19 protein-coding genes are annotated in these 20,030 nt (G+C 36.6%); 10 read left to right on the top strand and 9 right to left on the bottom strand.

Going from position 1 to position 20,030, the window contains the following annotated elements; genetic code table 11:
- A partial coding sequence (locus tag R3333_RS00940; protein WP_318956699.1) for a type IX secretion system membrane protein PorP/SprF occupies window positions 1-329 on the top strand: 329 nt, incomplete at its 5' end.
- A 5-nt stretch (window positions 330-334) separates the two neighbouring features.
- Window positions 335-2,539, top strand: coding sequence for a DUF1573 domain-containing protein (locus R3333_RS00935; protein ID WP_318956698.1), 2,205 nt, complete (start codon window positions 335-337; stop codon window positions 2,537-2,539).
- Window positions 2,540-2,771: 232 nt separating this feature from the next.
- On the opposite strand, the gene R3333_RS00930 is transcribed toward R3333_RS00935, so the two are convergent.
- On the bottom strand, window positions 2,772-3,989 hold the full coding sequence (locus R3333_RS00930; RefSeq protein WP_318956697.1) for a glycosyltransferase: 1,218 nt from the start codon (window positions 3,987-3,989) through the stop codon (window positions 2,772-2,774).
- Window positions 3,990-4,236: 247 nt separating this feature from the next.
- Between R3333_RS00930 and R3333_RS00925 the strand changes: the two genes are divergently transcribed.
- Complete coding sequence (locus R3333_RS00925) at window positions 4,237-4,875, top strand: TetR family transcriptional regulator C-terminal domain-containing protein (RefSeq protein ID WP_318956696.1); 639 nt, start codon at window positions 4,237-4,239, stop codon at window positions 4,873-4,875.
- 1 nt (window position 4,876) lies between these two features.
- On the top strand, window positions 4,877-6,187 hold the full coding sequence (locus R3333_RS00920) for an AarF/ABC1/UbiB kinase family protein (RefSeq protein WP_318956695.1): 1,311 nt from the start codon (window positions 4,877-4,879) through the stop codon (window positions 6,185-6,187).
- Between the two features lie 288 nt (window positions 6,188-6,475).
- Here the strand turns inward: R3333_RS00920 and R3333_RS00915 are convergent, their stop codons facing one another.
- From R3333_RS00915 to R3333_RS00905, 3 genes are read right to left on the bottom strand one after another with little or no spacing between them, the layout of a single operon-like run.
- Window positions 6,476-7,444, bottom strand: a complete 969-nt coding sequence (locus R3333_RS00915) for a polyprenyl synthetase family protein (protein ID WP_318956694.1) — start codon at window positions 7,442-7,444, stop codon at window positions 6,476-6,478.
- A complete protein-coding gene (rfbA, locus tag R3333_RS00910; RefSeq protein ID WP_318956693.1) occupies window positions 7,445-8,305 on the bottom strand; it encodes a glucose-1-phosphate thymidylyltransferase RfbA in 861 nt (286 codons plus the stop codon). It abuts the gene before it with no gap.
- 12 nt (window positions 8,306-8,317) lie between these two features.
- Window positions 8,318-10,981, bottom strand: a complete 2,664-nt coding sequence (locus R3333_RS00905) for an efflux RND transporter permease subunit (protein WP_318956692.1) — start codon at window positions 10,979-10,981, stop codon at window positions 8,318-8,320.
- Between the two features lie 527 nt (window positions 10,982-11,508).
- On the opposite strand from R3333_RS00905, the gene R3333_RS00900 reads away from it, so the two are divergent.
- Window positions 11,509-12,450, top strand: coding sequence for a 2-hydroxyacid dehydrogenase (locus tag R3333_RS00900; protein WP_318956691.1), 942 nt, complete (start codon window positions 11,509-11,511; stop codon window positions 12,448-12,450).
- 68 nt (window positions 12,451-12,518) lie between these two features.
- On the opposite strand, the gene rsmA is transcribed toward R3333_RS00900, so the two are convergent.
- Together rsmA and R3333_RS00890 are read right to left on the bottom strand one after the other, a co-directional pair.
- Window positions 12,519-13,295, bottom strand: coding sequence for a 16S rRNA (adenine(1518)-N(6)/adenine(1519)-N(6))-dimethyltransferase RsmA (gene rsmA / locus R3333_RS00895; protein ID WP_318956690.1), 777 nt, complete (start codon window positions 13,293-13,295; stop codon window positions 12,519-12,521).
- 7 nt (window positions 13,296-13,302) lie between these two features.
- Entirely contained in the window at window positions 13,303-13,617 is a 315-nt protein-coding gene (locus R3333_RS00890) for a DUF4286 family protein (RefSeq protein ID WP_318956689.1), read from the bottom strand.
- Between the two features lie 307 nt (window positions 13,618-13,924).
- On the opposite strand from R3333_RS00890, the gene R3333_RS00885 reads away from it, so the two are divergent.
- The 4 genes from R3333_RS00885 (at window position 13,925) to rfaE2 (ending at window position 16,368) form a co-directional block, all read left to right on the top strand.
- The gene (locus R3333_RS00885; protein ID WP_318956688.1) at window positions 13,925-14,263 is read left to right on the top strand and encodes a hypothetical protein; all 339 of its coding nucleotides are present in this window, start codon (window positions 13,925-13,927) and stop codon (window positions 14,261-14,263) included.
- A gap of 205 nt (window positions 14,264-14,468) precedes the next feature.
- Window positions 14,469-14,819 carry an aspartate 1-decarboxylase gene (gene panD, locus R3333_RS00880; protein WP_318956687.1) on the top strand — a complete coding sequence of 117 codons (351 nt, stop codon included), beginning with the start codon at window positions 14,469-14,471 and terminating at the stop codon, window positions 14,817-14,819.
- Between the two features lie 12 nt (window positions 14,820-14,831).
- Window positions 14,832-15,860: a lysylphosphatidylglycerol synthase transmembrane domain-containing protein gene (locus tag R3333_RS00875; RefSeq protein ID WP_318956686.1), complete on the top strand. Its 1,029-nt coding sequence runs from the start codon at window positions 14,832-14,834 to the stop codon at window positions 15,858-15,860.
- A complete protein-coding gene (rfaE2, locus tag R3333_RS00870) occupies window positions 15,841-16,368 on the top strand; it encodes a D-glycero-beta-D-manno-heptose 1-phosphate adenylyltransferase (RefSeq protein WP_318956685.1) in 528 nt (175 codons plus the stop codon). Before R3333_RS00875 ends, rfaE2 begins: the two co-directional genes overlap by 20 nt.
- A 55-nt stretch (window positions 16,369-16,423) precedes the next feature.
- Here rfaE2 and msrA read toward each other — a convergent pair whose 3' ends face one another.
- Entirely contained in the window at window positions 16,424-17,113 is a 690-nt protein-coding gene (gene msrA, locus R3333_RS00865) for a peptide-methionine (S)-S-oxide reductase MsrA (protein ID WP_318956684.1), read from the bottom strand.
- A 33-nt stretch (window positions 17,114-17,146) separates the two neighbouring features.
- Between msrA and R3333_RS00860 the strand changes: the two genes are divergently transcribed.
- A complete protein-coding gene (locus R3333_RS00860) occupies window positions 17,147-17,662 on the top strand; it encodes a hypothetical protein (RefSeq protein ID WP_318956683.1) in 516 nt (171 codons plus the stop codon).
- Here R3333_RS00860 and R3333_RS00855 read toward each other — a convergent pair.
- Together R3333_RS00855 and R3333_RS00850 are read right to left on the bottom strand one after the other, a co-directional pair.
- Complete coding sequence (locus R3333_RS00855; RefSeq protein ID WP_318956682.1) at window positions 17,659-19,473, bottom strand: tetratricopeptide repeat protein; 1,815 nt, start codon at window positions 19,471-19,473, stop codon at window positions 17,659-17,661. The two genes, R3333_RS00860 and R3333_RS00855, sit on opposite strands and share 4 nt — an antisense overlap.
- Before the next feature lie 2 nt (window positions 19,474-19,475).
- Window positions 19,476-20,018, bottom strand: coding sequence for a hypothetical protein (locus tag R3333_RS00850; protein ID WP_318956681.1), 543 nt, complete (start codon window positions 20,016-20,018; stop codon window positions 19,476-19,478).
- Between the last annotated feature and the right edge of the window lie 12 nt (window positions 20,019-20,030).

The raw sequence follows: 20,030 nt of genomic DNA, 5'->3' as shown, positions 1-20,030 counted from the left end.
GGGATATTCTTCCTTCCCTGCAATTTAATGCGCAAGGAAAGTACAAAGAACTCATCTTTGGAGCCCAAGCCAAATACTATTTAGAAAATAGAAACGGAAATTATAAGGCGTTGTACGGCGGATTGTACTTGAGAAATAGAGATGCAATGTACTTAGTTTTAGGAATGGATTGGCAAAATATCTGGGCGGGAATTAGCTACGATATTAATGTTTCTCAATTGGTTCCGGCGAGTAATGCCCGCGGTGGTTTGGAATTGAGTTTTCGTTACATCCTTACCCGATTCAAACCTAAAAACATTAAACATAGAGTATGTCCAGACTTCATATAATTTTCTTGATTAGCATATTTTCCTTTTTGAGTTTCGGACAAAAAGAGTATCAAAAAAATGTAGCGTTCGCCGATCAAAAAGTGGCTGAAGGAGATTATGTGTATGCGCTTAGTTACTATCAAAAGGCCATGAAGATAGATTCTACCAGCGTGGATATTTATTGGAAGTATGCGCAGGCTTTACGCGCTTTTAAAGATTACAGAAAGGCGGAGTATTATTATGCCAAAGTGTATGAAAGGGAAGAGACTGAAATCTACGAAGAAAGCTTGCTCTATTTAGGTTTGATGCAAAAGCAAAATGGTAAATACGCTGAAGCTTTGGAGACCTTTAAGTTGGCCAAGAAAAAGTATAGGGGTTCTAAGAATAAATACATCTATGCTAAAGCCAGACAAGAATTTAAATCTTGTTTATGGGCAAAAAATGCGATTGCAGATACTTCTACATTAATTTTTGAAGCTTTGCCGGAAGGTGTAAATACAAAGAATGCGGAGTTTGGGCATCGTATATATGAAAATCAGTTGTACTTCAGCTCTTTGCGAGCAGATTCAATTTCAGCACAAGAAGAAGTTTATGCAGACAGTTATTCTACCCAGATATACAGATCAAATCTAGGTGAGGGGCTTAAAGACGGTGAACGAATTGAAGATCTCGCCTTGGAAGCTTATAACACGGGGAACGGAAGCTTTAGTTTAGATGGGAAACGCTTTTATTTTTCGGCGTGCAAGGCCAATGGTGCAAATTATCAGTGTAAAATATTGGTGGCATATACACAAAAGGGTAAGTTTTCGGATATAGATACTTTGGGAGAGATTATTAATGAAACCCATGCGAATACAACGATGCCTTTTATAGGGGAATGGGAAGGTGACGAGGTGTTATTCTTTGTTAGTGATAGAGACAAAGGAAAAGGTGGATTGGATATTTGGTACAGCTTTATTGAAGACGGCAATCAATATAAAAAACCTCGAAATGCGAGGAGTATAAATACAGCAGATAATGATTTAAGTCCTTATTGGGATGGAGATAAACAACGTTTGTACTTCAGTAATTCTTGGGACGAAGGTTTTGGCGGTTACGATGTGTTTTATGCCGATTACAATAATGGTTGGGGAGAAACAATGAACATGGGAGCTCCTATAAACAGTCCCGCCAATGATCTTTATTATTTCCAAGCAGGAGATAGTGCCTATGTAAGTTCGAATCGTTTGGGAGTTTTATACAGTAAAAATCCAACCTGTTGTTCGGATGTATTTGTAATGTATAGACTTCCACAAGAAGAAGAGGAATTAACACCTGAGGAGTCTTTAGAGGAATTGAATAAACGTTTGCCCATTACCTTATATTTCCATAATGATATTCCTGATCCTCGATCTATAGATACAACAACAAGGGTAAATTATATCGATAGCTATAAGGATTACATGGCCATGCTAGATAGATATAAAAAGGAATACAGCGCGGGGCTAAGTGGCGAAGCTGCACAAGATGCCAAGGACGATATAGAAGATTTCTTTATCGAATATGTAGAGCAAGGGGTGAAGGATTTGGAAGTTTTCCGTGATCTATTACTGGAAGAGTTGAACAAAGGCCGTAAAATTAAGTTAACAGTAAAAGGTTTTGCCAGTCCGTTAGCCAAATCTGATTATAATGTAAACCTTACTAAACGTAGGATAGCTTCTCTGAAGAATTATTTGGAAGAATATGGGAACGGTGAGTTCAAAAAGCATTTCGAAGATGGAAATTTAAGCATAGAAGAAGTGCCTTTTGGAGAATATACAGCCAATACGCTTACGAGTGATAATCCGAATGATAAGAAGAACTCTATCTATTCTCGGGCTGCCGCCATTGAACGTAAAATTGAGGTTCAAAGTGTGTTCTTAGATACACTAGAAAAAGAGGCGCAACTCGAAGTGAAAGATCCAATTTATCAATTTGATACGATTACAGAAGGAGAAATCATTCATAAAACATTCATTTTAGAGAATACGGGAAATAAGCCTTTGTATATAGATAGTTTACAATTGCCATGTCATTGCGTTGTGGCTGAATTAAGCGACAGTATCCTGCAACCCGGTCAAAAAATAGAGCTTCCAGTAAGTCTGGATACTACACATTATAAAGGACGTTTGGTGCAATCTGTTTATGTGTATACCAAAGGAGCTGATAAACCTATGCGTTTGATTTTAGTTGGGATAGTGGAGGAGGAGTGATTCGAGAAGTTGGAGGGTTTGAATGTTTGAGAGTTTAAAGATTTTATCCTTCGATAGTTTGACTTGGCTCACCACAACGCTTCGCTCGGAAACCTAGGATTAGAAGATTTAAAAAGTCTTCATTGAGGTTATCAATCGGAGTCGAGATGAGCAACTTTTCCATGGAATGAGATTTTTGTTCGCTCCTGCTCAGTAATCACACTTAATACTGATCATTTAGCTCTCTAGAAATCTAAGAAATCATTTTCTTGTAGGCCAACAAATACTTCAAACCACCATTTTTAAGAGAGAATTTTTCTTTGGCATATTGCATAATTTCCTGACGGTTGACTTCAGGTAAATGCAGGTTTTTAAAGTGTTCAGGTTGTGTTCCTTTTAAAACAATACCCGCTTGTGCTTCTGTAATTATTTTGTCTGTATCACCTACACCCGCATTACAAATTAAAGGAATACCCATCGCCATGAGTTCTCCTTGTTTAACGGGAGAAGATGCTTTTTTAGAGTAGGCAGGTAAAATGAAGAATACCGATAGGTCGAAGGTTGAAACATATTCCGGAACCTCATGGTGGAGGCAAGAGGTTAATACAATTTCTTCTTTTGGAACCTTGTATTTCAGGGCTTGTTTGTATATGTTTTCAGGGTCTTCTTTGGAGACAAACAAGAAAACAGGTTGTTGTTTGTTTTTCCGCAAGTTTGCATAGAGTTCCATCATCTCAGGTAACATGTACCAAGTGCCTAACGAACCTACATAGCCTAAAATGAAATCAGCCTCTGCTATTCCTAACTTTTGTTTGGTTTCAAATGTTTTTTGCGCATCAATCACTTCTGGATTGAATAGGTCTGTGTTAACGCAACAGGGTATTACGGAGATGTCTTTGTCTTGTAAATGAAGTTGCTTCCAACGCAACATTTCCTCTTTTGCATGCTGTGTTAAAGAAATGGTATGTTTCGCTGTGTTTAAAAACTCCACTTCCTTTTTCTTGAAGTAGTTGTATATGTATTTGTACAAAGGCTGGTTGATGTTCCAAATCTTACCATCAACCCGCTCATCTGCCCAGAAACCACGCATGTCAAAGAGAAATTCAATTCCTTTCTTTTTGCGTATAGATAATGCCGCAAGTGCGGACATATAACTTCTACAATGAATGAAAGCTATAGGATATCTGTTTGCAATAGAAAGGGCAACTTTTTCCATTTTTTTTACATCAAGAAAACTTGATACTACAGGTGGTTTTTTACGGTAGCTTTGTGGATACCAATGTATCTTGGCTTCATCGCAAAATTTTTGAATAAAATCACCATGTTGTTCCCACCTGTCTTTTTTCTCAAAACTGATGAGGTGAAAAACAAAATCGTACTGCGTGAGTTCTTTGAGGTAAGCCAATACTTGCGACTGACCCAAAGGATCTGTCATACCATCATAAGAAAGGTACAGTACATGTTTTTTCATGCTTCTAAAATAGAGATAACTATTAAAACTCGATGGATATATAGGGTGCTACTTCACAGGGATTGATTATTTGTAATCATAGACATTTAAAATGTTAGACTTTTAGATTGTTAGACATATTAGTGATTCAAATATTTAATATTCCTTCATTTACCTGTCTTTTAATTTCAATTGTTAGTTAATGTTAAAAGTAGATCTTGAAATACTAAACAATTCCTTGAAAGCGTTTGTTTTAAAAAGAAAAGTCATGGAAAAATCTATACTTCTAAAAGCCTATAAAAAGTTTGAATTGACCAAGGGTCGACCACCGCATTCAGTATTCGAATTTACGGAAGAACTAGAGGTGGAAGAAAGTGAGTTTTACGCTCATTTTTCGAGCATGCAACAATTAAAAAAAGTGTTTCTTCGCCAGTTGGTAGATCAAACCTTAAAAGCATTGGATGAAGACGAAAACTATGCATCATTTAGCGCCAGAGAAAAATTGTTGGCCCTGTATTTTACATTGTTTGAACATTTGAAAATGGAACGCAGCTATTTGTTGCACAAGTATAATTCTACAGATCCTCGCGTATTGAAAGAGTTTAAGGATGACTGGAAAGATTTCTTTCTTCAGTTGAATGCAAGGGTAGAACAAATTTTAATGGAAGCGAGAAATGAAGAGGAAGTGGTAAACCGTCCTTATATATCTGATCATTATTCAAAAGGTTTCTATTTGCTTTTCACCTATGTGTATAGAGTATGGTTGAAAGATGAATCAGATGATTTTGAAACCACGGATGCGGCTATTGAGAAATCGGTGAACTTGGCGTTTGACCTACTAGGCAAAGGTCCGTTAGATGCAATGTTAGATTTTGGAAAGTTTGCTATAAAAACTAAAGTACTGTAAAATGAGCAAGGAAGAAGGCCAGGGTAAAATACCCGTTTCTAAAGTGAAGCGCGCGGCCAAAATAATGGGAGCCAGTGCTAAAGTGGGTGGTAATTATATTAAGTATTACGCGAAGAAATCCATTAATAGAGATCTGACCAAAGACGAGTTACACCACGATAATGCGGAAGATATTTATGCTTCTTTAAGTGAGTTGAAAGGGAGTGCCTTGAAGGTGGCGCAAATGATGAGTATGGACAACCAAATGCTACCATCTGCCTATCAAGAGAAGTTTTCTTTGTCGCAATACAGTGCTCCTGCTTTGTCCTTTCCGTTGATAGCGAAAACTTTTGTGAAACAATTGGGAGCAAAGCCCAATGAGCTATTTGATACGTTTACAAAAGAAGCGGTAAATGCAGCAAGTATTGGTCAGGTGCACAAGGCCACCAAAGATGGCAAAGAGTTAGCTGTGAAAATTCAATATCCGGGAGTAGGTGATGCCATTAGTTCTGATTTAAAGATGATCAAACCTTTGGCAAAGAAACTCTTGAATATGAAGGCTGCTGACATGGAGATGTACATGGAGGAGGTAGAATCCAAAATGATAGAAGAGACGGATTACGAGTTAGAGTTAAATCGATCTCAATTCATCTCAGAGAAATGTAGCTTCATAGCGCATACCAGATTTCCTAAATATTACAAGGATTTAAGTGCCCGTAGGGTACTAACTATGGATTGGTTAGAGGGAGAGAAGTTTCCTGATTTTATCAAATCAAATCCGAGTCAGGCAATAAGAAATCAAGTAGGGCAGAGTATGTGGGATTTTTTCATGTATCAAATGAAAGAATTACGTATGGTGCATGCAGATCCGCATCCGGGTAATTTCTTGGTGGATGAAAATCACAATTTATGTATACTTGACTTTGGTTGTGTAAAGGAGATTCCAGAGGAGTTTGCTGCGAATTACTTTCAATTGTTACGTCCGGATATTTTGGACAAAGAAGAAGAGTTGAAAGTAATTTTCGAGAACATGAATTTCTACAGACCAGAGGATACTCCTGAGCAGAAAAAGAAACTCAAAGCGATGATCATTCAAAGTGTAGCTTTGCTTGCTCAACCTTTCCACGGAGATAGTTTTGATTTTGGCAATGATGATTTCTTTCAAAAGATCTATGGGATGGGAGAAGATTTGTCACAAGATAAAGAACTAAGAAAAATGAATAACGCCAGAGGAAGTAGGGATGCCATTTATATCATGCGTACTTTCTTTGGACTGTATTCTTTATTGAATCAGCTAAAAGCGAAGGTAGAGGTGAATTATAAGCCTTTTTAGTAATGGCTTCGTAGCTTGGGTTTTGTTCATTTCTTTTGCATTGCCAAAAAGAAACGAACCAAAGAAAACGCTAGGCTGTGTAACTAAAACTTCCTTTTTCTTCATGAAAACTAAGTTCGTTCGTTGGATCTCTATCGAGCTAAACGAACTTCCTAAGCTTTCATTTTGAAAAATAAAGTTTCATTTACAAGGCCGAATTCCTTCTTACTTGAGTTTTTTAGTGAATCCTTGAATAACAAAAAAGCCATTCTCATTAAGGGAATGGCTTTTTTTGAATAGTATTTTCTTTTAAACTTCTCTGCTCATTAGCATTTTTGCTAATCCTAATAAGTTCTCCTTGTTAGTTGCTGGAACGTTAATTTTTTCCATGGCTGTAAGTGCATTTTGGTAGAACTCATCCTTCTTTTGCTCTGCCATTTCGCGGACACCAATTTCATCAAAAATAGAACGTACTTGACTTACTTTTTCTACTAAGTCTGTTTCTGTTTCTAAGCTTTTAAGTGTACCATGAGTAACTTCATTAGCATGTTGATAAGCTGAAAGTTGTAAGTATGTTTTCTTGTTGGCGATAACATCTCCACCTACTTGTTTTCCAAACTTATCAGGATCTGCATAGAGGTCCAGAATATCATCTTGAATCTGGAAAGCTAGTCCTATATTCATTCCAAAATCATAAATGTGCTGTGCGTCTTCTTTACTTGCTTTCGCGATAGTAGCTCCCATTTCTAAGGCTGCACCTAACAAAACAGATGTCTTTAAACGTATCATTTCTATGTACTCATCAATGCTTACGTCATCGCGTGTTTCAAAGTCCATATCCATTTGTTGACCTTCACACACTTCTAAAGCTGTTTTTGAGAAGATTTCTAACAAACGAGGTAAAACATCAACATCGTGTTTTGCCAAATATTGATAAGCCACAACAAAAAGTCCGTCACCCGATAAAATACCTACGTTAGTATCCCATTTTTCGTGAACAGTTTGCATACCTCTACGCAAAGGAGCATCGTCCATAATGTCATCATGGATCAATGTGAAATTGTGGAACAATTCAACCGCAATGGCCGCATTTAAAGCTTTGATACCAGGTTCTCCGAAAAGATTAGCCCCTAACATCGCCAAAGTTGGTCTTGTTCTCTTTCCTCCTAGGGTAAGAAAGTAAGTTAATGGGTCATAAAGGTTCGCGGGTTCTTTCGGAAAGGAAATTTTCTGAATCTCATTCTCTAAAATTCCCTGGTATTCTAAAATTGTATTCATCTAATCTTTTAAGCGCATTAAATAATCACCATAACCACTCTTAACTAAGGGCTGGGCTAACTTTTCCAATTGTTCTCTATCTATAAAGCCGTTTCTATAGGCTACTTCTTCTATACATCCTACCTTTAAGCCTTGTCTTTCTTCAATTACTTGAACAAATTGTCCGGCTTGCATTAAGGAAGGGAAAGTTCCGGTATCTAACCAGGCTGTTCCACGGTTTAATACGGCAACTTTTAATTTTCCACGACGCAAATACTCAGCATTCACATCTGTGATTTCATATTCTCCACGTGCAGATGGCTCTAGGTTTTTGGCGATTTCTATTACGTCATTATCATAGAAATATAAACCTGGAACGGCATAATTAGATTTTGGATGCTCCGGCTTTTCTTCAATAGAAACAGCATTCATGTCCTCGTCAAATTCTACAACACCGTATCTTCTAGGGTCTGACACATGGTAAGCATATACAACACCACCATCTGGTGAATTGTTCTCTTTGAGTAGTTCATCCATTCCTACACCGTAGAAAATGTTGTCTCCTAATATAAGAGCAACTTTATCATCACCTATGAATTCTTCTCCCAAAACAAAAGCTTGGGCTAAACCATTGGGTTCTTCCTGAATGGTGTATTGGAAATTACATCCTAACTGACTCCCGTCTCCCAAAAGCTTCTTGAAATTGGGCATGTCGTGAGGTGTAGAAATGATCAAAATATCTTTAATACCCGCACTCATTAAAATAGAAAGCGGATAGTAAATCATGGGTTTATCGTAGATAGGCATTAACTGCTTACTTACAGCCAATGTTAATGGATGCAGACGAGTACCTGATCCTCCTGCTAAAATAATTCCCTTCATAGTTTTTGCGGTTTAAGTTTTGTCTAACTCCTCCGAAGGATCATAGTCGATGGCCGTAGTTCTGTCAACCTCTAGCTCATCCAAGTCTATGTCTGTTTCTTCGTCGTAAATCTGTATGTATGGCTCTTCAAATGCTTTCGAAGAAACACGTTTTTCTAAAGTTAGTAAAAGCGATGGAAGCACTACAAGGTTCGTTGTCATCGCAATTAATAAGGTTAACGAAACCAATAATCCTAATGCTTGTGTACCTCCAAATTGAGATAAGGCAAACATAGAGAAACCAAAGAATAATACGATGGAAGTATAGAACATACTTACACCGGTTTCCTTCAAGGCATTCATTACACATAGTTTTAAATCCCAATGATTTGACTTCAATTCCATTCTATACTTCGCCAAGAAGTGAATGGTATCATCTACAGAAATACCAAAGGCGATACTAAATACTAAAATCGTTGAAGGCTTTACAGGAATCTGGAAGAATCCCATAATACCTGCTGTTGTTAAAAGAGGAATAAAGTTAGGTATCAATGAGATAACAACCATCTTCCAAGATCTAAACAAGAGAGACATTAACACAGCAATAATTACAATCGCAATCATTAAACTCGTTAGTAAGTTCTTTACTAGGTATTGTGTTCCCTCAGCAGCTACTACAGAAGTTCCTGTTATGTCTATACCGAAATATTCCTCATCAATTGCACTTCTCAAGGCTGTTTTTAATTCTACCTTGTCGTAGTATTCTCTGATTTTTTCCGGGTTCATATCAAAGGCATACTGCAATTCGTCATTTCCATTGGATAAATTCGCCGTTACGCCATTGTAGATGCCAGAGTTTTCTAGAATTAAAGTATCTAATACTGCTTTATCACCGGCTTCATAGGCAGCGTACAAACGTTCGTATTCTGCTTTGTCTGGGTTTAAGATATTGTCAATTTTTCTACGGATAGTATCCACCTTATCTGCGATTTCGTAAGAACCTAAATCTCTCACTTGCATACGGATTCTAAGCGTAGTTCTACTTGTATCTACTAATTCGCTAAGCGATATGTTGGTGTTGTTATTTTGAGATAAATTCATAGAATCCATGTAGGTCTTCAATCTTCTTTTATCTCTGTTATTAATGATTTTATATTGACTTGGATTATTTCCGTAGTAAGCCATGTTAATCACCTTGATCGCATCAATGTAGGAAAGTGATTTAGAGAACATCGTATCTGCTGCAAATACTTCTTGAACTTCCTCTATCTTTTTCATTGTAGAGGTTTTCAGTAATCTTCCTTCATTTTTATAGTCTACCATCACCTCGAAAGGAATGGCGCCACCAAAACTGTTTTGCAAGAAATTTACATCCAATAAAATAGGGTCATCACTCGGTAAATCACTCGTAAGGTTTCCTGTTGCTTCAATACGTGTCATTCCAAAAACACAAAGTGCAACAATCACTGCAGTAACCCAATACGCTTTCGTTCTTCGAGAAGATACGATGTGGGCTAATTTGGTCATTAAGCCTTTAGTGAAGTCTCTGTCTAAGTGAGAAAGGTGTCTATTTTTTGGCATTTTGGCCAAAGAGAAGACGATAGGGATAATGGTAATAGATAATACGAATACCAATAAAATATTCACAGAAGCTATGATACCGAACTCAATTAATTTTTCACTGTTGGTGAAAATGAAGGTTGAGAACCCTAAGGCTGTTGTTAAGTTCGTTAAGAAAGTAGCATTTCCAATTTTCTGGATAACGCGCGAGAGTGCTTTGGTTTTGTTACCGTGCAAAGAGACCTCTCGGTGGAACTTTGTAAGTAAGAAGATACAATTCGGAATTCCAATTACAATCATCAATGGTGGAATCAAGGCCATCATTATCGATAGTTTGAAACCTAGCATACCGATGATACCTAAGGACCAAATCACAGCGGTAAATACCACCAAGTTACAGAACATTACAACTCTAAATGATTTGAAGAAAATGAAAAGTAATAAAGAAGTTACAGCAATTGCTAAACCAATAAATATGTACATTTCACTCATTACTCTTTTGGCAATGATTACTCGAATGTGGGGTAGTCCGGCAAAGTGAATTTTTCCAAAAACTGGCGTTAATTCTTCTGCCATTTTTTCTACATCAACAACCACATCACTTTTCTTAGGATTGGCAAGGAATGCTTCACTTACCCCTATCATCATGAGGGAAACGTGGCCATCTTTCGTGTAGAGAAGATCATCGTAAAGTGGGTTATTACGAATTTCCTCTTTAATTTGTTGAATTGATTTTTCTTGGTATGTGGTATCCGTGAAAATGCGGTGAGCTTCGAATTTCTGCGCTTCCGTATTGTTTTCAAGGGTAAATAAACTTGCTTCAGAAAGTACAGATTCAATTCCATCTACTTGTGCAATATCATCTCCCAACTGTTTCCACAGTTTGAAATTCTCCTCCGTATATAAACTATCAGTTTTGATGGCAATAACAAGGGTTCCACCATCTTCACCAAACATTTCTTTAAACTTCAAATACTTGCTTTGTGCAGGACTCTCTTTCGGGAGCATGTTTCCGTACTTGTTATCTAGTTTAAGGCTGGTTGCCGCAAAGTAGCCCATTGTTACCGTTACCAGGAACAATATTGACAAGATTAAGAAACGATTTCTTAAGATTAATTGAGAAAGTTTAAACCACATCCAAATTCAAAATTTAAAACGAACAAAGGTAAATAAATAAAGCTAAACCCAAAGAAATCAAGCCTCCCATATTTCAGGAATATTGGTCAAATGTCCTTTTATTGCTGCCCCTTGGAAATTTGCATTTGTCTTTTCTTTCGCGATTTAAATTTGAAAATAAAAACATAAAATAATGCAACCAAAAGGAAAATTGAAATGGAAAAGAGGACCAAGTATTTTACCTCAACGTTCAATTTTAAACTTAAGAGCAAGACATTCATCAAGCCTAAAATGAGTATAAACGTGAGTAGAAATTTTTTACTTTTCTTCATACATGTTTGTGTACATCTGTTGTTGTTCTCTTGTTAAGTGTTTCAACATGATGTGTTTAGGGTGTAAGTTACGCAAAAAATAAGAATTTAAAAATGGAAGTCTGTTATATTGTTTTTTAAAACCGAATTGAAGTAGAACTTCTCCGCTATGCAAAAGATGATTGCTTTTTCTACCTTTGTTTGGCTTATTAATGCAAATATTTATCTCTTCATACTATGGCGAAAAAAGTTGTTTTTATTGATACTGTACATCCTGTATTATGGGATAGGTTAAGCGCTGCAGGGTATAACTGTATAGATGCAACTGAATTGAAAAAGGAAGAATGTGTCACGCAGGTTACCGACGCTACAGGTCTCGTTATTCGTTCGCGTTTTCCAATGGATGAAGCATTTTTAAAGCACGCTACAGAACTATCGTTTATAGCACGTTCGGGGGCAGGAATGGAAAATATAGATATCTCTTACTGTGAAAAAAGAGGAATACATCTACACAATGCTCCCGAAGGAAATAGAAATGCGGTAGCAGAACATGCACTGGGTATGCTTTTGTCGCTCTTCAATCATCTTAAAAAAGGAGATTTAGAAATAAGAAAAGGTATTTGGGATAGAGAAGGAAACCGCGGTATAGAGCTAGACGGTAAAACAGTAGGGATTATTGGTTATGGAAACAATGGTGCTGCATTTGCTAAGAAATTGAGAGGCTTTGATGTGGAGGTTTTGGCTTACGATAAATACAAAACTGGATTTGGAGATGCCTTTGTAAAAGAAAGTTCTATGGAAGAAATACAAGCCAAAGCCGACGTGTTAAGTTTACATATACCTCAAAATGAAGAAACAAAATTTTGGGTAGATACTGCTTTCATCAATGCTTTTGCAAAAGCTTTTTATTTGATCAATTTATCAAGAGGGAAAATAGTAAGAACAAGTGCTTTAAGAAAGGCCCTGAACGAAGGGCAAATATTAGGAGCGTGTTTGGATGTGTTGGAATTTGAAAAGGCTTCTTTTGAAAATATCTTCTCTAGTGATATGCCGGATGATTTTAAGTTTTTACTAGAAAGTGATAAGGTGCTTCTTTCTCCACATGTTGGTGGGTGGACACATGAGAGTTATTTTAAACTGAGTGATGTGTTGGCAGATAAAATACTTGGAGAAGGGTAGGAGTTATTCAATTCAAGGATTCAATGAATTAAAATTTCTCTATACTCTTTTACGCTTGCTTACTACTGTTATTGGACGGATTCTACAAATCTGGTCAATTCGATAAATTCGTCAACGCTAAGTTGCTCAGGGCGTTTGGTCAACAATTCATGGTCGGCATCTTTACCTTTAATCCATTGTTTTACACCGTTTCTGATGGTCTTTCTACGTTGGTTGAACGTGGCCTTAACAATTTGGAAGAACAACTTTTCGTCACAATCTAAAGCTTCGCGTTCATTTCTAATACAACGGATAACGCCAGATTTTACTTTGGGAGGAGGATTGAAGACGTGTTCATCTACCGTAAAACAATAATCAATGTCGTAATAGGTTTGTAAGAGAACAGAAAGTATCCCGTAAGCTTTACTTCCAGGTTTTTCGGCTACTCTTACCGCAACTTCTTTTTGGAACATTCCCATGATTTCTGGGATTTGATTCCTGTATTCTAAACATTTGAAAAGAATTTGTGAAGAGATGTTGTATGGGAAATTACCCACTACTCCAAACGGTTCCTCACCCATTACTTCTTGAAGATCTGTTTTTAAGAAGTCTTTATCGTAGATTCTATCTCCAAGCGCTTCAAAGTTTTCTTCGAGGTAGCGTATAGACTCTAAATCAATGTCCATCACATGAACCTCTAAATCGCCACGTTGGAGTAAAAAATCGGTTAAAGCACCCATACCCGGACCAATTTCCAAAACGCGTGTGCAATCTTGGTGTTTTTGGTATTGATCAGAAATCTTTCTACAAATATTTTTATCGGTAAGAAAGTGTTGTCCGAGATGTTTTTTTGCTTTAACTGACATATGTTACTTAACGTTTGAATTCTTCGATTACGTTCAAAATTGTTCTAAACGCTGCGAATTTACCAGCAAACAATTCAGTGTGTTCCTGTTGTAATACAGGAGCATGTTCGTCTTGATATTGATTGTATAAATCAACTGAAGGAGAAAAATAAGTAATGGCATAGGTAACACCACCTTCTTCTTCACCGTTTACTCTAGATAAACGAGCTTCAATAAAACAACCCGTATCCAATACATCGTTGATGTGTTTTTCACGCATCCATTTTAACCATGCATTTTCAACGGCTACATCTAAACTTACTGTTACGTTGTATAAAATCATGCTGCAAAAATAGGGATTTCTTCTGCTCTATGCTTTATTAAAGCAAGAGAAAGACAATATATTGTCCTTTTCTGCACTTGGTAAAGTACTCTTGATTTCCGTTGATCGACATTTTGAGGGTTTCCTTCCGAGCGCTGCATGAGGATCTCGTTAACCATTCATCCACAAATAATAGTATTTAGTAAATTATAGAAATGGAGTGTTATAAATCAATTACCTTTGTTAAATATCTGTAAATAATATACGCTTGGGGATATCCTTCATTCATTTATTTAGGGTGTCAATTTGCGAAACGGTTTATTCATCAATGTCTACTACGAATTATATTATTCCGCCAATAGAAGGATTTGATAGCCATAAGCTTCAAATGGATAAGGAAATGCTCAGTGTAATTGAGCATGCTGATACCCATGCGGTTTGGATAACCGTGGGATCAATTGTTATTTGTTCTGCAGTGCTTACCTTTATATTCTTCGAAACTCTTTTATTTCTGAGAAATTGTGAGTGTTTTAAGAAAATTAAAGTGCAGGATATGCATGTGGCTGATATGACCAAACAAAAAGGTGTTTTAAGGTTACTGGCCATAGGAATGCTCTGTGTTTTTATCGTACTTACGAGTCTTGTTTATTTGTATTTCTTTACCTAAATCATGCCCTAATGAGAGCGTGTAGCAATAAAGTTTTAGGTTATAGATAGAATCTGACAAACAACCTTCTCCAATATATAAATAAGTATCATTAAATTTGCACCGGATTTATTGAGGAAATAAAAATAGGTTCTGGGTAACATTAGAAATGAAGTCACAGAACTTTCGCTGGTCAAAAAGCGAATAAGTTGAAAGAGAAATGGATATGAAAGTTCAAGTAGTTAAGTCTAAAATTCACAGAGTAAAGGTTACACAAGCCGATTTAAATTACATCGGAAGTATAACGATTGATGAAGACTTAATGGATGCATCGAACCTGATAGAGGGTGAAAAAGTTCAAATTGTAAACATAAACAATGGTGAACGCATCGAAACTTATGTGATTAAAGGTGATAGAAAATCTGGAGTGATTTGTTTAAATGGACCAGCAGCACGTAAAGTAGCACCTGGAGATTTAGTGATTATTATTGGATATGCCTACATGGACTTTGAGGATGCAAAAAGCTTTAAACCACAACTTTGTTTCCCCAATGAAGAAACCAATATGCTAGACTAAAACTTCAACCATTTGAAAAAAACTATAACCCAAATTATCAAAGTTGTTCTTCCCTTACTCATTGGAGTATACTTAATGTGGTATTTCTATGATGCAATGGATGAACAAGCAAAATCACAGTTTTATCGTGTAATCGATGAAGCGGATTATTTCTGGATTATTCTTTCCTTATTTTTTGGAATGGCCAGTCATTTATCAAGGGCTTGGCGTCAGAAATATTTACTCGAACCACTGGGGTATAAAACCAAGTTTTCGAATAGATATCATTCAATGATGATAGGATATTTGATTAATCTATTGATTCCTAGAGCAGGTGAGCCTGCAAGGGCAGGAGCTTTGTATTCGAGTGAAAACGTTCCTTTTTCGAAAACATTCGGAGCTATTATTGCCGAACGTGTTTTTGATTTGGTGATGTTGGGTATTGTGGTGCTTTTAACGATTAGCATGAGTGGTGAGGAGTTAATCATTATTAAAAATAGCATAGTAAACCCACCTGTTGCTGAAGGTGAAAAAGGCTTCCCTTGGATGTATGTTTTAGGGGGTGCTGCTGTTTTAGGATTAATTACCTTTTTGGTGCTTTGGTTTAAAAATGAAAAGTTTAAGAATAAGTTTGTCAATTTTGTAAAAGAGGTCATTACAGGTGTTTTTGGAATTTTTAAATCAAAAAATCCTGTAGCCTTTATTTTCCATACCGTTCTAATTTGGATTAACTACATTATCTTTTTTGCGATTTGCTTTTATGCATTGCCAGAAACAAGTAACTTTCCAATGAGCGGTTTGTTAATTGGTTTTATCGCAGGTACGGTAGGAATAGCCTTTACAAATGGAGGTATAGGTGCTTACCCTTTGTTGGTAGGTATCGTAGTGAATTTTTATTTAGGTCAACAATTGGGCGATAGTGCAAAAGGTGTTGGAGAAGCACTTGGAATGTTGATTTGGAGTTCACAAACTTTAATGATGATCATCCTAGGATTAATTTCCTTTATAGTAATACCCAGAAAATTTAAAAAAGTAGAACAAGATGCTAGAAATGAAAGATAGATATGCAGCGTTGATGCATAAAGTAGTAGGTGTAGAAGAAGCTAAAAAACGATTGGAAATTTGGAGGCTTACTCCTAGGCAGATTGTTTTTACAAATGGGTGTTTTGATATTTTACACAAAGGTCATATCAGTTATTTGGCAAAGGCTGCTAGCCTTGGTAATCGTTTAGTAATTGGTTTAAATTCTGACGCAAGCGTAAAAGCGCAAGGTAAGGGAGAGGATAGACCCATCAATACTGAAATGGATAGAGCTGCAGTTTTAGCTGCACTAGGATTTGTTGATTTAGTGATTTTATTTGATGAGAAGACGCCTATCAATTTAATTAACGAATTAAATCCACACATTTTAGCGAAAGGCGCTGATTACGATGCTGAAGAAACAGATGAAACAGCAAAAACGTACATCGTAGGTTCTAAAGAAGTAAGAGCCAATGGAGGTAGCGTTGAAACGATTGAATTAGAAGAAGGATACTCTACGACTGCTTTAATTGAAAAGTTAAAGGCATAGTCATAGCTGTTTAATGAAATATAAAAGTCCGAGCAAATAGCTCGGACTTTTTTTGTTAATGTTCTTCAGTTTTTAATAATTCGGGGTGTTTGGCCTTAAATTTATTCAAGCGTGGAATCGATACTGATTTTACATATGGGTTATTGGGGTGTTTCCTTTCGTATTCCTGATGATAATCTTCGGCTGGATAAAAGGCCTCAAAGGGTTCCACTAAGGTTGTTACACGGTCGTAAACTTTGTTCTCCAACAAACTATCGATAAATGCGGTAGCGCTTTCTTGTTGGTAAGGGTAGGAGTAAAATATCTCACTCCTGTATTGGGTACCTCTATCTGGACCTTGTTGATTTAGCGTACTTGGATCGTGTGAATCAAAAAATACAGTAAGCAATGTCTCGTAAGAAATTTCTGTTGAATCATAGTACACCATAACGCTTTCTGCGTGTTTGGTTTTACCTGAGCTCACTTGTGGGTAAGTTGCTGTCGCTGCACTTCCTCCTGCATATCCAGATACTGCTTCTTCAACTCCTTTTACAGATTGAAAAACGGCTTCTACACACCAAAAACATCCACTGGCGAAATAAGCTACTTGTAAGTCATCCAAGTTTTCCTGCTCCGTATTATTTACCTCCTTGTTTGTCTTTTCTGCAGAACCTTGCTGTACTTGATTACTGCATGCAATAGGTAAAGTCAAAAATAGTAGGGGGAATCCTACCAAAATATTTTTAAGAAAAGGCTTCATCATCATCTATTTGTTATTTTTAATGACTCAATTAATATCATGAACCATAAGTTTGTTTTTCTGTGTTGTATTGCGTTGATAGGATGTTCAAGTCCTACTTCTTCGACGAATACTTACGCAGAAACTTACAGTTTGGATGAAATTACAGTTCCCTCTAAGGAAGAACTGATAGATAAAGTAAACGCTGCAGTTCTCTCATTGTTTACGCAGCATCCCATAACCACTGAAATAAAAATAGAAGGTAGAAGTTTTGAGGTAGAGCATTTACCAGATAATTCTATTGCACGAGTAGTAGGTTGTTTTCGGATGGGACCCAATTCGGTAGAACAAATAGAAATACTTTTTGTAGCTGGGAATTTGATGTATTTACGACAAGATATTTTCCAAGGTGAAAATTGTCAAAATGCTAGTGTTTTGATGAATGTAGAGAAGAATTTTTACTTCGAAAATGAAAGAGTACATCAACAGGTTGAAAACGCAAAAGGCCTTTTTCTTTGGAAAGGTAAGCAGGAGCTTAAGCAGCTTGCGGATCAAGTTTGGAGAGCTTTTAGTTAAGTAGTACTTTCTGCTTGTAACTTACGATATCTTTTTCTCGCTTCCGTTACAAATAAACTTCCTTTATGTTCTTTCATTAAACGCAGGTAATACTCCATTGCTTTGGCTTTATCACCTTTATGATTTTCATAAATGATCCCCAATTCCATCAAAGCATTGTCCATTAGAATATCGCCGTTATATTTTGTTGTGATAAGTTCTAAGGCTTCGATGGCTTTATCCCAGTCTTGTAATTCTTCATAGGCTTTAGCTTTACGCAATAGCACTTCGTCTGCAAGGCCGTGGAAAGGAAGAAACTTGAGAATAGAGTCGTATTTTCCAAAAGCTTCCTCATACTTGTGTTGGGCGAGGAGTAAATCTGCATTAGCGAATTGTCGCATGGCAGTATAGTTACTATCCAAACCTAAATTATCTGTAATGAGTAAAGAGAGTTCTAGCGCGTCATTAGCAATTAATTTTGAGGTAGACTGTTTCAAAACTTTTAATTGAGATTGTGCCCATTGAAAATCTCCGGCATAGTAGAATACTTGCGCATTTTTAAATTTAGCTTTAGCTCCTATGGTTTCAAATTTAAATTCACTTTCTACTTGCATGTAGAGTAGAGAAGCTTCCCAAATGTCATTTTGAATAACCAATACATCGGCAAGTGCCATTTTTACCTCAGCTAAGTCTTTTCCTCGAATGCCCTCTATATGTAGTGTGCGTTCCAATAAAGCTTTAGCCGCTATTTCGTCTTGTGAATAATACGTTAGGATATGTGCTAAATCTAAAGCAATAGGAATAACCTGTTTGTTGTATCCGATGCGAACAATTGAAGCCTTGTACGCATTGACAGTTTCTGTTAGTTGTTCTTTATTATAAATTTTGTTTTCTGTAATCTCTAAAAACGAGGTTTGAAGGAAATAGTATTCCCCTTGGTAGTAATAAGGTGCATTTGGTCCAAGTTCTAGTACATACTGAAAAGCTTTTCTAGCCTCAGTGTATGCTTTGTTGTTCAGGGCTATCGTCCCCATTTCTAAAACTTTTTCACCTTGACTCTTGGTTCTTTTGTCTAAAGCTTTTGCTTGTATGTAAGCTGCATTAAATTCTTTGGTTTGGATGAAGGTCCAGATAAGTAAATCAGAGTAAGATGTAGTGTTTGGACTCCTTTGAATATTTTCGAGTAATAGCCTTTTCAATAAAAGTACATCATCTCCTGTTTTGTTCTCAAAATCTATATAGCGGGGCAGAACATTACATACGGTATGAAGCATCCTCTCGTTGTAGTCGAGTAGAGTAATGTATTCGTTTACCATGTCTTCCTTGCGGTCTAAATCACTGTAAACTTGTGCAAACTGGAAATGTAAGGGGTAGGTGTTACCTAAAGATTTTCTTCCGCGTTCCAAAACTTCTAGCGCTAATAAAGGTTTGTTCATACCTCTAAAAGCTGTAGCTAAATTGATGATGTTGGTACTACGTTGTGGATTGTTTTCTATGAGGTCTTCATAGATTTTATCGGCAGATTTTTGATCCCCTAATTCCTCGTAAAGTTTTCCAAGTTGAACGGGATAGTTAAAGTCATTAGGATAATATTCAATTTGTTCTTTCAGCAGTTTGATTCCTGCTTTCTCTCCTTCAATTTCTTGGGTACAAATCAGGAGTTTATCAAAGATAAAACTGCGATGATCTTGCTGGTAAACCTTTTCAAAGTAGGGGAGAGCTTTTTCTAACTCTCCCTTATTGTAATAATATTCAGCTAATTTATAATCCGTTTCCTGACCGTAAATTGTCAGACAAAAAAGTAGAGAAAATAAGATTAGCGTAAATTTCATGTTTAAAATTCTAAGGTTGAAATTAAGGAGTCAACTTTTGGCTTTAAGGTATAATAAATATTTCGAGTCTCCGTAATAGAACGTTCGTAAAGTAGAGACATTGTATCGAGTTGGGCAACATTTGTTTTTTCCTTCATCACATACAGTGGATATTCTTCTCTATTATTTACACCTTCGGTAATGTCGTGTTGAAGATTTTTTAACTGTTCACGTTCTTCGGGTAAGGCCTTTTCAACCTTTGTTTTCATTTTAGTGGCTTTACCTATCGTCTTTCTTACAGATTTGTATTTCGTCAACATACTGCCTAAAGCAATGTTTGTGGTATCTGGACCGGTGTAGTGCTTTTTAATGGTCAATAAATCGTTTCTAACTGTAGATACCATGATTCCGTTAGAATCATCTGGAATAGCAGCCATACGCGCTTCTATGTTGTCTACACTGGTTTCCATCTTTGTGATTTCGTTCAAGTGTTTTTCTATTTCCTGGTCTTTACAAGAAATTAGGGCTAAAGTCAATGTAAGGCCCGCTAATAATATTCGTTTCATACTGATAGTTTT

The sequence above is a fragment of the Lishizhenia sp. genome, assembly GCF_033720595.1.
Lineage (GTDB): Bacteria > Bacteroidota > Bacteroidia > Flavobacteriales_D > Crocinitomicaceae > Lishizhenia.
The sequence above is the reverse complement of the archived record's forward strand: the minus strand, read 5'-3'. Positions and strand labels throughout refer to the sequence as shown.

Bases quoted from the DNA above. Each gene is read 5' to 3' on its own strand.
- R3333_RS00930 (WP_318956697.1), bottom strand. From the start codon at position 3,989: ATGAAAAAACATGTACTGTACCTTTCTTATGATGGTATGACAGATCCT.
- R3333_RS00925 (WP_318956696.1), top strand. From the start codon at position 4,237: ATGGAAAAATCTATACTTCTAAAAGCCTATAAAAAGTTTGAATTGACC.
- R3333_RS00920 (WP_318956695.1), top strand. From the start codon at position 4,877: ATGAGCAAGGAAGAAGGCCAGGGTAAAATACCCGTTTCTAAAGTGAAG.
- R3333_RS00915 (WP_318956694.1), bottom strand. From the start codon at position 7,444: ATGAATACAATTTTAGAATACCAGGGAATTTTAGAGAATGAGATTCAG.
- rfbA (WP_318956693.1), bottom strand. From the start codon at position 8,305: ATGAAGGGAATTATTTTAGCAGGAGGATCAGGTACTCGTCTGCATCCA.
- R3333_RS00905 (WP_318956692.1), bottom strand. From the start codon at position 10,981: ATGTGGTTTAAACTTTCTCAATTAATCTTAAGAAATCGTTTCTTAATC.
- R3333_RS00900 (WP_318956691.1), top strand. From the start codon at position 11,509: ATGGCGAAAAAAGTTGTTTTTATTGATACTGTACATCCTGTATTATGG.
- rsmA (WP_318956690.1), bottom strand. From the start codon at position 13,295: ATGTCAGTTAAAGCAAAAAAACATCTCGGACAACACTTTCTTACCGAT.
- R3333_RS00890 (WP_318956689.1), bottom strand. From the start codon at position 13,617: ATGATTTTATACAACGTAACAGTAAGTTTAGATGTAGCCGTTGAAAAT.
- R3333_RS00885 (WP_318956688.1), top strand. From the start codon at position 13,925: ATGTCTACTACGAATTATATTATTCCGCCAATAGAAGGATTTGATAGC.
- panD (WP_318956687.1), top strand. From the start codon at position 14,469: ATGAAAGTTCAAGTAGTTAAGTCTAAAATTCACAGAGTAAAGGTTACA.
- rfaE2 (WP_318956685.1), top strand. From the start codon at position 15,841: ATGCTAGAAATGAAAGATAGATATGCAGCGTTGATGCATAAAGTAGTA.
- msrA (WP_318956684.1), bottom strand. From the start codon at position 17,113: ATGATGATGAAGCCTTTTCTTAAAAATATTTTGGTAGGATTCCCCCTA.
- R3333_RS00860 (WP_318956683.1), top strand. From the start codon at position 17,147: ATGAACCATAAGTTTGTTTTTCTGTGTTGTATTGCGTTGATAGGATGT.
- R3333_RS00855 (WP_318956682.1), bottom strand. From the start codon at position 19,473: ATGAAATTTACGCTAATCTTATTTTCTCTACTTTTTTGTCTGACAATT.
- R3333_RS00850 (WP_318956681.1), bottom strand. From the start codon at position 20,018: ATGAAACGAATATTATTAGCGGGCCTTACATTGACTTTAGCCCTAATT.